The organism is Mycoplasmopsis agassizii (genome assembly GCF_002276225.1).
In the GTDB taxonomy this organism is placed as follows: domain Bacteria; phylum Bacillota_I; class Bacilli_A; order Mycoplasmatales; family Metamycoplasmataceae; genus Mycoplasmopsis_B; species Mycoplasmopsis_B agassizii_A.
In genome coordinates this window covers 25,207-40,198 of the sequence record NZ_NQNY01000016.1, presented here as the reverse complement: position 1 = coordinate 40,198, position 14,992 = coordinate 25,207, and the positions used below count along the sequence as shown (strand labels likewise).

12 protein-coding genes and 1 tRNA gene are annotated in these 14,992 nt (G+C 26.9%); 5 read left to right on the top strand and 8 right to left on the bottom strand.

The genetic code is table 4. The annotated features are described in order from the left end of the window. Window positions 1-467: 467 nt before the first annotated feature. From CJJ23_RS04365 to CJJ23_RS04345, 5 genes are all read right to left on the bottom strand, one after another. Window positions 468-1,073, bottom strand: a complete 606-nt coding sequence (locus CJJ23_RS04365) for a hypothetical protein (RefSeq protein WP_095335128.1) — start codon at window positions 1,071-1,073, stop codon at window positions 468-470. A 94-nt stretch (window positions 1,074-1,167) separates the two neighbouring features. Then, a complete protein-coding gene (locus CJJ23_RS04360) occupies window positions 1,168-4,389 on the bottom strand; it encodes an AAA domain-containing protein (RefSeq protein ID WP_095335127.1) in 3,222 nt (1,073 codons plus the stop codon). Continuing rightward, window positions 4,376-4,738 (bottom strand): PTS transporter subunit EIIB, encoded by a 363-nt coding sequence (locus tag CJJ23_RS04355; RefSeq protein WP_095335126.1) that lies wholly within the window; start codon window positions 4,736-4,738, stop codon window positions 4,376-4,378. The genes CJJ23_RS04360 and CJJ23_RS04355 overlap by 14 nt, the downstream gene beginning before the upstream one ends. 115 nt (window positions 4,739-4,853) lie before the next feature. After that, window positions 4,854-7,754: an SGNH/GDSL hydrolase family protein gene (locus CJJ23_RS04350; protein ID WP_095335125.1), complete on the bottom strand. Its 2,901-nt coding sequence runs from the start codon at window positions 7,752-7,754 to the stop codon at window positions 4,854-4,856. Between the two features lie 496 nt (window positions 7,755-8,250). Beyond that, on the bottom strand, window positions 8,251-9,345 hold the full coding sequence (locus CJJ23_RS04345) for a zinc-binding dehydrogenase (RefSeq protein WP_234805559.1): 1,095 nt from the start codon (window positions 9,343-9,345) through the stop codon (window positions 8,251-8,253). 729 nt (window positions 9,346-10,074) lie between these two features. Here CJJ23_RS04345 and CJJ23_RS04340 point away from each other — a divergent pair. Further along, a complete protein-coding gene (locus CJJ23_RS04340; protein ID WP_095335124.1) occupies window positions 10,075-10,599 on the top strand; it encodes a hypothetical protein in 525 nt (174 codons plus the stop codon). A gap of 105 nt (window positions 10,600-10,704) precedes the next feature. Continuing rightward, a complete protein-coding gene (locus CJJ23_RS05085) occupies window positions 10,705-10,878 on the top strand; it encodes a hypothetical protein (RefSeq protein ID WP_180738037.1) in 174 nt (57 codons plus the stop codon). A 77-nt stretch (window positions 10,879-10,955) separates the two neighbouring features. Here the strand turns inward: CJJ23_RS05085 and CJJ23_RS04335 are convergent. The 3 genes from CJJ23_RS04335 to rplM all read right to left on the bottom strand — a co-directional run bounded on the left by CJJ23_RS04335 (window position 10,956) and on the right by rplM (window position 11,917). Next, a tRNA-Ile gene (locus CJJ23_RS04335) sits at window positions 10,956-11,032 on the bottom strand. Between the two features lie 58 nt (window positions 11,033-11,090). Continuing rightward, a complete protein-coding gene (gene rpsI, locus CJJ23_RS04330) occupies window positions 11,091-11,483 on the bottom strand; it encodes a 30S ribosomal protein S9 (protein ID WP_084232614.1) in 393 nt (130 codons plus the stop codon). Beyond that, entirely contained in the window at window positions 11,483-11,917 is a 435-nt protein-coding gene (gene rplM, locus CJJ23_RS04325; protein ID WP_095335123.1) for a 50S ribosomal protein L13, read from the bottom strand. Before rplM ends, rpsI begins: the two co-directional genes overlap by 1 nt. A 472-nt stretch (window positions 11,918-12,389) precedes the next feature. On the opposite strand from rplM, the gene CJJ23_RS04320 reads away from it, so the two are divergent. From CJJ23_RS04320 to CJJ23_RS04310, 3 genes are read left to right on the top strand one after another with little or no spacing between them, the layout of a single operon-like run. Further along, window positions 12,390-12,842 (top strand): division/cell wall cluster transcriptional repressor MraZ, encoded by a 453-nt coding sequence (locus tag CJJ23_RS04320; protein ID WP_095335122.1) that lies wholly within the window; start codon window positions 12,390-12,392, stop codon window positions 12,840-12,842. A 3-nt stretch (window positions 12,843-12,845) separates the two neighbouring features. Next, complete coding sequence (rsmH, locus tag CJJ23_RS04315; protein ID WP_095335121.1) at window positions 12,846-13,739, top strand: 16S rRNA (cytosine(1402)-N(4))-methyltransferase RsmH; 894 nt, start codon at window positions 12,846-12,848, stop codon at window positions 13,737-13,739. Window positions 13,740-13,763: 24 nt separating this feature from the next. Next, complete coding sequence (locus CJJ23_RS04310; RefSeq protein WP_095335120.1) at window positions 13,764-14,990, top strand: hypothetical protein; 1,227 nt, start codon at window positions 13,764-13,766, stop codon at window positions 14,988-14,990. The last annotated feature ends 2 nt before the right edge of the window (window positions 14,991-14,992 follow it).

The window sequence follows — 14,992 nt, the reverse complement described above, 5'->3', positions numbered from 1 at the left end:
ATTTTCGAAGATAAAAAAGTCTCTAGAAATTCTAAAGACATTCTTTTCTTTAACCTATAATAATTTATGAAGAATTTCTCCTTTAAAAAGCACTAAAATTTCCTTAAAATGAAGGTTTTAAAAAAATAAACTCTCTAATTGAAGGTTTATTACAATATATTTGTAGTTATTGCTTTTAGGTATTCAATTTGCAGAAATAATATAACATATCTATAAATTTATTATTTGAAAATTATTGTTAAAAACACTATTTGTGAAAAAATTCCAGTATTTTCCATATATTAAAAATAGTCTATCATTTTAAATGGTTTATTAAAATTTATTATAAAATTTTCTTTGCAGACCAAAATATATTCACTTTTAACAAAAAACTTTTTAAAAAAATAAGAATTTTGAAACAAAATTAGTCGTATAAAAATTTCTCCTGTAAAAACAAGAGAAATTAATTATTAAAAGCGAAAATATTTTTACTGCATTTGTTCATAATTTTCTGAATTAGATGATTGTTGTTGTGCTTGAGCACGTTTTCACTCAACAAATTTTCTATTTTTACGTTTATAGTAATAGTAAACAAGTGAAAATCAAATTATCGTTATAACAACTGCTACTCCTAAATAAATACCAAGGCGAATTAAGTAATTGACATAATTAATATTAATAAATGTTGCATAAACATCTGAATTTTCATTCACAAGTGCTTGTAAAAAAGTTCAATCACTATAATAAAGTTGGAATAAAAACTCAAGGTTAATAAAGAAAGCTAAAATAGCAAAATAAGCTGCAAAAGTTCTTGATACAATCGTATAGGTTCTTCTAGGTAAAATATAAAAATAGAAGATCAGATAATAAAGCATCAAGATCACCAATGAAACTGTTAAGCCATAGATAAAAAACTGATTAATAATATAATTCTCACTTGCAGTATAACTTTTGATCTGTAAGACATTAAAAGGATAAATCTCTTTAATATCTATAAAGACTACTTGTAAGATAAAATAAGTAATTGCCAGAACTGACGTTACAACAACGAAGATATATGAGTTTCGTACTCACTTGTTAACTCTAATAGCCATATTCTCTTAATTATATTTTTATTTAGAAAAATTACACAGAAATAAAAAACTTTTTACAAAAACTAATTTGTAAAAAGTTTGCTGTAAAAATAACTTATTCGATTAGATCTTTCTCTCCTGAAGAAAGAATTTCTTCTTCAGTAATTTTAACTTCATTTAGCTTATGTAAGTTATCTGAAGTTACTTCAATTATCTTATGAGCAGTATGGGTGAAATCTTCTTTTCAACGATTTAAATTTACTAATGGCGTAATGATTTCAACTGGATATTTTTTAGCTCTAAGAAAATTTATTTTATCTTGAAAAATAATATAGTCTTCATAAGTTGAACCAGGCAGAGCATAATCAAAATCATCAAACATGATCATTCTGTCTAATTTATCTGAAGCATTAAAAAGGGCTAAATCAGCAGTTAATGTACCTAGAGAAAAATTTAATTTAGTATTTAATTCAGGAAATCTCTGACCAAATTCATAAGCACTTTTTTTGATATGTTTTAAGTCTTTATTTTCATCAAGTGATGTTTGTAAATAATTTTTCTTTTCTTCAGAAGATAATTCTAAGAATTTTAATCAGACTTTAAATAAGGAAACATCTTCATTATTTTGAACGTTATTTAAATCATCTGCTTTGATTGTTTTAACAACAATCATTTTTTCACGAGCCCGTGAAATGGCAACGTTTAAGGCGTTAGCACCACCAGGTCTACCAACATAGGTAGAATGCACTTTACTAGTTGCATCATAAACTAAAGTTGCAATAATTAAGTCAGCTTCATCACCTTGAATATTTTCAATATTTCTTAGTAGTAATTGATCATCATTTAATTTTTTTTCTAATTGTGGATATGATGAAAAAATCCGATTTGTGATTTCATTTAATTGTTTTGTATTGAAAGCTAAAATGATGATTTTCTCGTATTTCTCGTGGTTTTCGACAGTTAATTCAAGTACAGATTCAATTTCAACAGTATTAACTCCATCCTCCCATTTACCATTTACTTCTAATACATCAATTGATTTTTTGCCAATAACTTCAAAATCATCAATAACATCTAGCTGTGATTTATAAAAATGTTTTGAACTAAAAGTCATTAAAGCAGCAGAGCGTGAGCGATAGTTTTTATTTAATAAAATGGTGTGCACTCCATAAGATAAAGCATAATCTAATAAAGAATCAACATTTCCAAAAGCCGATTCATCGTTACTTCTTACAGAGAATCATCTTGTAGGTTTCATTTGCTTATCATCACCTGCTAAAATTTTAGTTTTAGCTAAATATAAAATAGGTAAACCTTTTTCAATAAAGATCTGTGATGCTTCATCAACGATTGCATAATCAAATTCATTTTTTTCTCATCCCGATAAATCTGTATCAGGTGTTGTGATGATAATAGGAAATAATAATTTAATAATTTCTAAGTGTTCTTTTATAAATTTATGAGGAACCATATTTCCTAATTTTGCAGCAGAAGAAAAGGCATGGTATTTTTTATATATATCTGATTCATGATCTAAACTTTCAATTTTTGAAGCAATTTTGGCTGCAATCATATTCTCTAAAATATCATCTGTGTAAGTAAATGAATCAATTTTAGTATTTAAATTTTCGATTAAAATTAAATGCTCAAATCATTTAAAATCATGTGATTTTACAAGAGGAATTAGGTAGTTTAAATCACCACTAAAATTAGGAAAATTTTCTTTTAAAAAACTTATTAAGTTATTTAATTTTTTTTGCTTTTCAGTTAAATTTAACTTAGATAAAATAATATTTGAATGATTTAATTTTAAAAATTCTTTTTCAAAATTATCATCAAATAATTTCATAGGGTATCTTTGATTTTCATCTAGAGCATTAATATCACTTAATAATTTCAGATCAATTCTTGCTTGATATTCTTTTAATTTAGCAATTAAAAAGAATAATTCATTATGTTTTTCATATTGCAATAATTCACGAAGTAATCTTACATATTCTTTAACATCATCGCTCATGATCGCAGTAGGTTCATATGTTTGAGAACCATTAAAATTTTCTAAAAATTCAACATATTCTTTAATAGGTTCATAAAAATGAGACTTCTTCATATTTTTATCATTAAGAATAAATAGTCCGAATTTACTTAGTTTTGCAATACGGTTTTTGATAACTTCTAAAGCTGCTTTTTTCTCACTTACTACTAATGCAGTTTTTTCATAAGCTAAAATATTGGCCAAAATATTTACAATAGTTTGGCTTTTACCAGTACCAGGAGGACCTCAAATAATTGTGTCTTGATTTAAAGCGCTGACTACTGCTTTATCTTGAGAATAGTTAGTTGCAACAATTCTATAAAATCCAAAATTTTTCTTAAAAATTGAATTAGTTACAATTTCTCGGTTGATATTTTTATTAAATTCAACTTTAAAGATATTGTCGATATCATTTCTTTTAATAATCTCAACCATGCGATTTCTAGCATAACCACCAAGAGGTTGATATAGTCCTAAAATCATTCCATTATGAAAAGTAATTTTTTCACTTGTGTTATTTTCTGGTTTTTGAATTTCTGCTAATAAGTCGATATTTACGTTGTAAATATTTTGTCAAACTGTTGAAACTTTATTAATAAATGCTCCGATTGAATCAGTTGCAAAAGGAAAATCAACTGATAAAGCAAATGATGAATTATTTAATAATCAAAGTAATTTTTCATTAACTTTTAATTCGCCATTTGATTTTAAAGTAGCAACTGAGTTAGCAATTTGAATGGTTACTTCTTTTAAAAATAACGGTGCAAAAATACTTTTTCCATCAATATTAACGCTAACAAATAAGAACCCAATATGCATTGGTCAAATGTTATTTTCACTATTAATTGATGTTGCTTCATTTAAAAATACTTTTCAATTAACTAGTGATTTTTGTGATTGTGATTCAACATTATCAATAATTTTTTCTAAAGTCTTTTTAAAATCAACACTTAATTCTTTAAATTTGTTTGAAGAAATTTCTAAACTGTGTTTTTTAGAAATTTCTAAAACTTCTTCAACGGTTGAGGCAAGTTTTAGTTCTTCAATAATTTGTTGAAATTCGTTTATATCTAAACGAATTGAAAAGTTTTCATTATTGATAATTTTCAATAATGATTTTGCATCTAGTTTTTTGCTTAGATCAAAATAAGTTTTGTCATTAATAGTTGTTGTAATTGAAGGATCATTTGGACTAATATCTAGTAAGTTATCTAAAATAATGCGATAACGATCCAGTTTTTCTTTGGTTAAATTTTTAGTATTTAAAATTTCTAGTAATTCATCTTTTTTAATTATTTCCATTGTTTAATTCCTCATTTATTTTTTGTGTAATCACTCTTGCAGCATTTCCGATAATGATTGTGACTGCGTTGCTGCTTTCTAATGTTCCAGTTACATCTGGATATTTTTTGATTTGCTCTAGGTTAACAAGTTTTTTATCTTTTAAATAAAACTTTATTTTTGATAAAGATGCTTCAGCATTAATTAAATTATCTTTACCACCTAGATTATCTAGTAGTTCTTGATATTCAAATGATGTTTTAACGTTTACATCTAGTTGATAGGTGTTAGTTTCAAGTGCCTTTTTTCTTAATTTTCCAAAAGTTAGAAAATTTAAAATTCTGGCTAGGATCTTCGTGAATTTATTCATAAATTTATTATATAAAAGCAACGCATTTATTAATATAATTTTTCAATTTTAATATTTTGTTTTTTATCAATTTTAGTAGCATAAATTTATAAAAAAGATCCCGTTTGGGATCTAATTATTTTAAATCTTTTCAGTAACCTTTTACTAGTGATTCTTTTAAATCTTTAGCATACTTAGGATACCATTTATCATAAATATGATAAGTTGCATATGAAGGACTTCCAACTTGTCACATTTTTTTATCTGCTTTTGCACCCATTGTTAATTCTTGTAGTCTGTAAGATTCAGATTCTTCTGCACCTCTCAGTCAAACATTTATAAAATCATATGCTGTAGATCATGCAAATCATGCACCAAGATATTTTGTTGCAAAAGTATAGAAAGTTATTTCAAGTCTGTACATTGCTTTTTTGTAAACATCTTTTATTTCAGAATTACTCTCTTTAAAATATTCACTAGCAAGTAAAACTGAGAATTCACTTATTACTTCCTTTAATTTTCCAAATATATCTCAACCAAAGCCAATTTTTGATTCTGAACTAGATGAATAATTTTTTTCAAAGAGTTCTCTATATAAACTACTTGTTTCTGTATCTGAAGTTTCAAAGAAAATATTAACTAAACTTGCAAACGAATGAATGTCAAAATTATTGTCTTCTTTAATTAAATTTAGAGTAAATAACATTCCATCTAAATTAAAGATTTTAGATTTAATTAAATCTGCAAAAGGAAGATTAGTTATTTGATTTAAATTAGTTAAATCAATTTTTGATAAAACACCTTTTATCAAAACATCAAAAATATCTTTAGTTAAAAAGCCATCAACTACATTTGCCAAACTATCTTTAAACAGTTTGAAATTATTATCTTCAGGTTTAATTTTTAATTCGGCTTCTTCTATAACTTTAGTGGTAATTGATGTTTTAAATGATTCGTCTTTTAAAAGAAGCCTAAATAACTTTTTTATTAAATCTATGAATTCTTGTTTATCTTTTAATCTAGAAATTAATTTAGAAAGAAATTGATTTAATGATGCAAGCGAAACATATTGATCACTATTTTCTAAGAAATCATTAACTGCTAAATTTATTAAATCTAGTAAGTTTTGATTTTTTAAAACTCCCTTAAAAGATGTTTCACTAATTTCTAAAGGTAATTTTAATTGTTCCACTAATTTGAAAAGTAGTGTACCCATTTGATCGTTTTCAAAAGTTGTTTTTAGAAAATCAGAAACAACTTTTTTAATAGATGATTTTTGCTGATCTGTTTTAGTTTTTAATCCCAAAACTAAGGTATTAATAAAAGGTAAAATTGCATCATCTTTTGATAACATTTTTACAAATTGATCTTTTAGAATTGCAAGTGTAATTTTTTGTGTTCCTGCTATTCCATTTTGATCTAAATCATCGGTATTTACGGCGTTTTGTAAATTAAATAATAGATTTGTTATGACTTCAGAATTAATTAATGAATCAACTATTCAGTCAAAATTTTGATCATCATTTATGAAATTTAGTAACGAAGATAAATCCAGTGGAAAACCAAAAGATGCGACTTGTGAAAACATTGTTTTGACAAGCATTTTTACTTCAGTTTTATTAGAATTCACATAAGAAGAAACAACATCTTTCATAGATGAATGTTTAACATTTTTAAATTTAATTTGTAGTTCATCTAATTTTAATAGAATATCTTTTTCACTTGTTCCATAAACTTTTTGGACTAGTTCACGATCGGAATATTTTTGATTAAAAAGATTTAGTTTATTAAATTTATTTTCATCATTTGTAAAATAAATCTTGTCTCAATTAGAAATTAAATTAGATAATTCTTTTTGATTATTTTGCTTTAAAAATAATTTCAAAAATAAGTCTTGAGCAATTTTTTTATAACCAATTGTACCAGGGTGAATATCAAAAATTGTTGGTGCGAAAGTATCACTATTTTTTGCTCAATCATCTTTATCATAAACATCTATAAAGCTAACGTTTTTATTATCTACTCTTAATTTTGTAACTGCACTTTTAATTGCGTTATTTAAGAATCCCAAAATTAAATCAGCAGGATCATCAAAGAAACTGATTTTAGTTTTTATGATTTCATTTAATGTATCAGTTAGTCTTAATAATGGCATTGGATAAGATAAAAATACAACTTGTGCATTTGGATTCATCTTTTTAATTAGTTCGCTTACTTTATTAATATCACTTTGAATTACTGCAGTTATTTTATTAATATCGGTTAATAAACTAAAACCTACTTTTCCGCTAAAAATCATTGGGAATAAATTTTTAAGTGCATTTAAATAATCATTTGCTCCTAAATTAATTGTAATTAAATTAGCAGATTTAATTTTTTCATATAATTTATTTAAATCATCTTTACTAAATGATCCAAATTTTTCTTTTACAGAATCTTTAAAAGGATTATCTTCTTTAGAGTCTAAAGAACGCAAAAAATTGAAGCTATTTTGATTAGATTGACTTTGATCATCACTATTTAAAAGATATAATCAATTTTTTAAAGTTGACCCAGTTAAGGCATAGTTATCATATGATTCTAATTTTGTTTCATCAACTGATTTAACAAAATTAGCTAAGAAATCAATATAACTTAGTCCTGCGTTTTTAGAATCACCTGATAATTGATAACCGTATTCTCCGTTAAAACCTGCAGCAACTGAATCACCAAGAGCAAGTAAATTAAGTTTATCTAACTTAATTCTTGAATCAGGACTTGTCAGTAGGTTGTTATTAAGATTATCTTTATCAGCTGCTTTTTGTTCAGCTGCTTTTTGTTCAGCTGCTTTTTGTTCAGCTGCTTTTTGTTCAGCTGCTTTTTGTTCAGCTGCTTTTTGTTGGTCTGTTTTATCTTGATTTACTGGTGGTAATTCAGTTGAACCTGAGTTGTCTCCATTATCTTGATTTACTGCACATGCAGTTGCAATTAAAGCACTTGCTGAAACTATTAAAGATCCTGAAAGTGCAATTAAAAGTCTTCGTCTTTTAATTTTCATATTGATTTATTAATACCTTTCTTATTTTTTTGGAAATCTCTTCTCTTAAATTTGATGTTTAATTAAACATAAAAATATTATTGAATTAATTTTTTTTCCAAGATTTTTTTAAAAAATATTTAGGAAAAAACATTAAAAAAATATTTGTATTGTCACTTTCTTATTATTAGTCAAAAAATTGGTTTTTTGACTAAAAATTAATCAAAAACCAATTTTTTGTTATTTTTAATTTTTTTGTGAATAAAAAATAAAAAAATTGAAAAAAGTAATTAATTTTTTTATCGTGGCTTTTAAAAATTTTTTTGATATCGCTTTGGTATCTTCTTCAAAAAGTTCATATTTTAGGAAATAAATTATTTAGGTATTTTCTAAAATTTTTCGGAAGCAAAAGAAAATCACCCAAATAAATTTGAGTGACTAATTTTAATTATTTATTAGTTTCAATTTCTAAAATTGAATGCTTAGTTTTTTATTCAGTTTAATTTAAAAGTTAAAGTTATCTTTCGATATCGTTTCTGATAATAACCTTCATGGCGTGATGTTTTTCAGCATTTTCAAAAATATCAAATGCTTCATTTGGTTGATCTATTTTGCTTAGTTTAAAATTACGGTGTTCAGGTTTTGATAATAATTCGGTTGAGATTTTACCTGATTTAATTTTACTTAGTAAATCAACTGTTGTATTAGCACTTACTAATCCTGTTGAAACAGTAATATTTTTAATTCATAAGTTATTTAAATTAAATGGTACAGGTTTACCGTGTACTCCAACTACTGAAATGTGTCCACCAACTGCAATAGTTACTTGTGCTAGATCAAAGGTTGCAGGATAACCTACAGCTTCAATTGCTACATCTACTCCTTGACCATTAGTTAACATATAAATTTCTTCAGCAGCTTTAGAAGCATCACGGCTATTAACTACGTGAGTTGCTCCTGATTTTTTAGAAAGTTCTAAGCGATCATCATTAATATCAGCAACTATTACCATTTTTGGATTAAAAGTTAATGCAGTTAATAAGGCTGCAGTTCCTACTGCACCTGCACCAACTATTAAAACTGAATCAGTTGGTTTAATATTTGCTTTTAAGACACCAATTTCATAACCTGTAGGTAAAATATCTGAAGTAAAAATAGCTTGATCAACAGTTATATCATTATCTAGTTTAATTAATGAATGATCAGCAAAAGGTACTCTGACATATTCAGCTAAAGTACCATCGATTTTGTAACCAAAGATTCAACCACCACCATTTGTACAGTGAGCTTGTAGATTTTTTTTACAATTATCACAAATTCCACAAGTGCTAACAGCTGAAACTATAACTCGATCACCAACTTTAAGGTCTTTAACATCAACTCCAACTTTAACAATTGTTCCAACACCTTCATGACCTAAGGTTGTGCCTTTATCCATGTAAGGTATTTTATCGTGTTTGATACCTAAATCAGTACCACAAATTGTGGTAGTTTCCATATGCACAATAGCATCTGAGTCTTTAATTAATTTGGGCGTATCTTTATCAATTAATTTAACTTCACCATTACCTTTCCAGACTAAAGCCTTCATTTTTTCGGGTAAATTTGACATAATATTCCTAACCATTACTTTAAAAAAGTAAATTTCTATATATAAAAATCTTACAACTTTTACAAAAAAATTAAAAAATAATTGAAAAAGTTTAATTTTTTTCATATCAAACTGAAAATTTTAAATTTATTTAAAAAATTACTTTTTTAGGTGTATAAGAGCATAAAAACAACTTTTTGATTAATTTTATTACTAAAAAAGAATGTTTAGTTAAAAATAAAATCATTTATTAACAAAAAAATATTTACAAACCATATTTTAGTTTTTTGTTTTTGTAGCCTGAATTTTATTTATTATTATGAGTAGCATATTTAAATAATAGCAATCTAGCATTTTTTTTGGTTCCTTATTAAAAATTTCAATAAATTTGACAAAAGTTTTATATTTTAATTACAAACACTGTCTATATTAATCATTTATAATTTAATTATGTAAATTTGATATAAAAAAGTGGAGTTATCATGTTTAAACAAAATCAAATGAACTTAAACTATTATTAATATGATTTACATATTCTTTACTAATTTTAATATCAATGTTAAATTGTGTACTCAGTCATAATAACAAATGAAATGAGCGATGAATAATCATTTAAATTATTCATTAATCAGGAGAAATTAAAATGAAAAACTTAATAAATTGAAACTTTTAACCTTAACTATATTGCCATTAACTATTGCTGAGACTTCCTTATTAGTTTCATGTAATTTTTGAGCAGAGATGCGAGACATGCAATATGTCGGTGATACTGCTGAAGTTTATAGCAAGAAAATATCAAATGACAAAAGTTATGTACAACTAAATATTGTAGGTTATAATTATTATTTTTCTTTTAGTGATTGATATTGATCATACCAAAAATATGGACCAAGCAATACTGGTGATGAAAGTCAATACTTCAATACATCTATTAAGAAAGATAAATGAGAATATGATAATGAAGGTATTCATGAATGGTCTTCTGAAAATGGGGAAGAAAAAGACTGAGCTGAATTCAGGGATTTTTCTATTCAAAAAGGTTTTCCCAATTACTTAAAAACAATCAGCTTAGTTAAAGACACAAAAAGCCTTGAAAAACAACTTAGATTAACTAGCGAAGATGAACAAAAATATAATTCTTATTTTGAACGAGTTGAAGGTACAACCTTAACAAGTGATGAACTTAAAAAACTAAAACCTTGATCTGAAAGTTTTAATCAAAAAGTAATTGAAGAAAAATTGAATTTAAAAGATCATGATTATCTTTTTGTTTAAGATTTTTGAGAATATTTTGTCTCTACTTACTTAACTGTTTCTAGAACGGAAGCAGGTATTGAATTATTAGATTATAAAATTGATATTGAACATAAAACAATTAAAATGAAAGCTGGTTTTGTAGACGAACAATTTTGTCGCACATGTAATCAAAATAATGGAGTCTTACTTGCTGAATCACCTAGAACAACATCTTTTTTAATACCTGTTGAAAAAGGCAAAATTACTGATTTTAATATGAATGATTCAAATATTGTTTTAACTGATAGTGATCTTTAAAAAATAGTGAATTAAAAAATAACCGTTTCGATAACGGTTATTTTGCATTTTATTTGGAATTGATTGTCTCTAATATATGGTGGGAACGAATGGACTTGAACCATCGACCTCACGATTATCAGTCGTGTGCTCTAACCAGCTGAGCTACGCTCCCATAAATGATTTACCAATTATAAAGTATATAGTAACTGGTAAATTTTTTAATAAAATTTCTAACGTTTTGAGAACTGACGTGCTTTACGAGCTTTACGTAAACCAGGTTTTTTACGTTCTTTAACTTTTGAATTTTGTGTAAGCATCCCTTCAGGGCGCAATGTTCTTCTGTGATCTTCAGATACTTCTAATAATGCTCGAGCAATTCCTAAACGAATTGCACCTGCTTGACCTGAAAGTCCTCCACCTCTAACGGTTACTTTAATGTCAAATTTATTAACTGTGTCAGTAATTCCAAAAGGTTGTAAAGCATCTTTAATATAGATGTCACTTTTTAAGTATTCTTTTGCTTCACGGTTATTAACTACGAAAGCACCACTACCAGGTTTTAAAATAACACGAGCAACAGAAGCTTTTCTTCTTCCTAGCCCTCTAAACATTACATCAGCCATTATTTCACCTCAATTTTCACTGGTTGTTGTGCTGCTTGTTTGTGTTCTGGACCAACATAAACAAATAAGTTTTTAAATTGTTTTCTACCTAAAGCAGTTTTAGGTAACATCCCTTTAATTGCTAATTCTAATAAAGCATAAGGTTTTTTCTCTCTAACAACTGCCGCTGTTTGAGAAGTTAAACCACCTTTATAACCTGAGTGGCGGTGGTACATTTTTTTAGTTTCTTTATTTGCTGTTAAAACAATTTTTTCAGCATTAATAATTACTACATTGTCTCCCATGTCAACATTTGGAGTAAAAGTAGGTTTGTTTTTTCCACGTAAGATTGTTGCGACTTGAGCTGCAACACGACCTAATACTTGCCCTTCAGCATCGATTAGATATCATTTTTTGTCAACTTCAAGGTGCTTAACAATAGTTGTTTGACGCATGATTTCTCCTGAATATATTCATATATAAATTTAAATTTGCCTAGAATTTACTTTTATGGATTTACGAATAAGTCGCAAAATGTTGTTTAACGGGACAACAATCTTGAACTAAAAGTATAAGTTCGTTTTTTTATAATATCAGAAAAAAGCGTTTTTTCATCAGAAAAATTACGCACTTTTTCTGATTTTATTTTTGCTGCTTTTATGAGTGGTTTTACTAGTCAAATTTAACATTATTAATTATTAGTCTTATGAGCAAAAACTAGTTTTTTAATTTATTAAAAGTGTCTTTTTTATTTCTAAAAAAGACATCAAACTAACTTGAAGATAATACTAATCACCCCTATTTATATTAATAGAGTAACTAAAACTTGACTAATCAGTCATTTTTAGCTAAAAAATTGACTGAAAAGCCGAAAAAATTTACAACTTTGTCCAAATTTGTGGTTAAATAGAAGAGATAGGGGAAAAAATGGGGAATTTCGGGAATTTTGAACGCACCTTGGATGACAACCTTAGGGTTGCAATTCCAACTAAGTTTAAAGACCATTTTGGGTCTCGTTTTTTTCTATTTAGAACTTTTAATAATGTCTTAGAAATGTGAACTGATGCAGACTTTAATGCTGAGTCACAAAAACTGGACTTAATTGATTTAAGAGATATTGAAGCAATTAAATATAAACGTGCTTTTTATCAAAGAATTGAAGAAGTTACAGTTGATAAAGTTGGTCGAATTAAATTGACCAACAACATTGTTGAAAAAACCTCTATCAAAAAAGACGTTGTTTTTGTTGGAATTGGAAACAAAGTAGAGATTTGATCAAAAGAAGCCTACGATTCCTTTGACGATGAAATGAATGATGAAGCTTATGCTAAAGCAGCAACTGCAATTTTTAATCGTAATGATAAAAAAGGCAGTGAATAATTCATGGATTTGCACATACCTGTTTTGTTAAAACAAGTTTTAGAACAAATCGAGCCTGATAAAAAAGCACTTTATGTAGATGCCACTTTAGGTTATGCTGGTCACGCCAGAGCAATATTAGAAAAAAATCCTAACTTGAAATTAATTGGTTTTGATCAAGATGACTTTGCGATAAAAAATAGTCGAAAGCATTTAGAAAAATTCCCTAATAGCACTTTGATTAAGTCGAACTTTGAAAATATGAAGACTTATTTAGAAGAATTAGCAATTTCAGAAGTTGATTACTTTTTATTTGATCTAGGTATTTCTAGCGTTCATGTAGATGATGCCCAAAGAGGATTTAGTTACAACAAAGATGCCTTATTAGACATGCGAATGGATCAAAATACGCAACTAACTGCGCAAGAAATTATTAATCATTGAGACTATCAAGATTTATTAAAGATCTTTAATAACTACGCTGATGTAAAATTACCCCACGTAATTGCGAAGGCCATTATTAAAAATAGACCTTTATATAGAACTATGGAACTAGTTGATGTGATTAAAAAAGCCCTTCCTGCAAAAGTTTTGCGTGAAAAAAATCCTGCTAAAACTGTTTTTCAAGCACTAAGGATTGCTGTTAATCGTGAATTTGAAGTCTTAGAAAAAGTTTTACCAACATGCTTAGAATTTATGCGAAAAAACTCTAAGTTAATGGTGATTACATTTCATTCAAAAGAGGACAAAATTGTCAAAGATTTTTTTGGTAAATTAATCAAAAATAAACATGATTCAAAACTTCCGTTAATGGAAGTTAAAGAATATAAAGTTAAAAGTTTTACAGCTGATAAAAACGAAATTGAAACAAATAAACGTGCTCGCAGTGCCAAACTGAGAGTACTACAAAAATTGTAAAAATACTGAAGAAAGGAGCAAATTATGAATTTTACAAGAGAGACAAAAAGCTTTGTTGAAGTGGATCTTTCGAGTATTCGCTTTGTTACTTATGTAACCGATGAAGCCTGCTCTTTTAAAATTATTGATGAAAAGTTTTATCTAGATATCACTAATTTAAATGAAGAAATTTCTAATGCACGCCGATTTATTGTCTTGCACAAAGAAAAATTAGGATTTGCTCCAAACAAAATTGACGTTGTTTATAAGGATAATTTTTTAAATGCTCGTACAAAAGCTATAAAAAGTACTATCCATATTAAAAAGAACAGCGAGCAAGCAGACAGTGATGAAAATCTAGATTCTACTGGAGAATTTTTAAAAAGCATTGACAGTGATTTTAGCAAAAAAAATCAGGAAGACTTTGCAATTAATATCACTCCTTTAGAATATTCAATATCAAAACACAGTAATTATTGACAAAAGTTCGATAACTGAAATGATGTTAGCGAATTAAAACGTGTTAAAATCAAATCCCTAATTACCTATGTTGAAAACGATAAATACTATGAACTTTGTGAAGCACTTGAAAAATTAGGCTTAGTAATTAACAAAATCTATTCCTTTGCTGAAATTTCAAACTCACTTTTAAAAGATAATGGCAGCGATTACATCAACGTGCATTTATCAAGCAACGCCACATTTATTACGCAACGTAAAAACGACAAAATCGTGAAAATTGAGCAATTTAGATTTGGTGAAAACTACTTCATAAAATGGTTACATGACAAATTTAACCTAAATGCCCTAGAAGCTGAAAAGACACTTTATACTTATGCTTCAAAATTTGATTTAATCGTCGAAAATCCTGAATTAAGAAATAATCTCAACTCTCTCTCTCCTCTCTTATCATATCCAGATTATTTCAAGGAAATAGAAAATTACATCATTTTATATTGAGAAAAACTGCATGAATTTTTAAGTGAAAAATTCAGTGACTATGCAACAAAACAGGTAGTTGTTTTTAGTGGTGCTTTTAACTTTATGGGAAAAGCATTCCGAGCAAGTGATGCTTTTATCACAAATTCTAAAATAGTCTTTATCGAAAATCAAAACACCGAGTTTGAATTTAATGAGAATGAACTTTCTCATCAATATTTAAACCGTATCTATCAAAAAGCAAACGTGACTTACAACTTTGAAAGTACTTACACTTTCCCTGAATTTTTTTACGAAGTCAAAAGCCCTAATAAACTGAAAAAGTATCATTAACT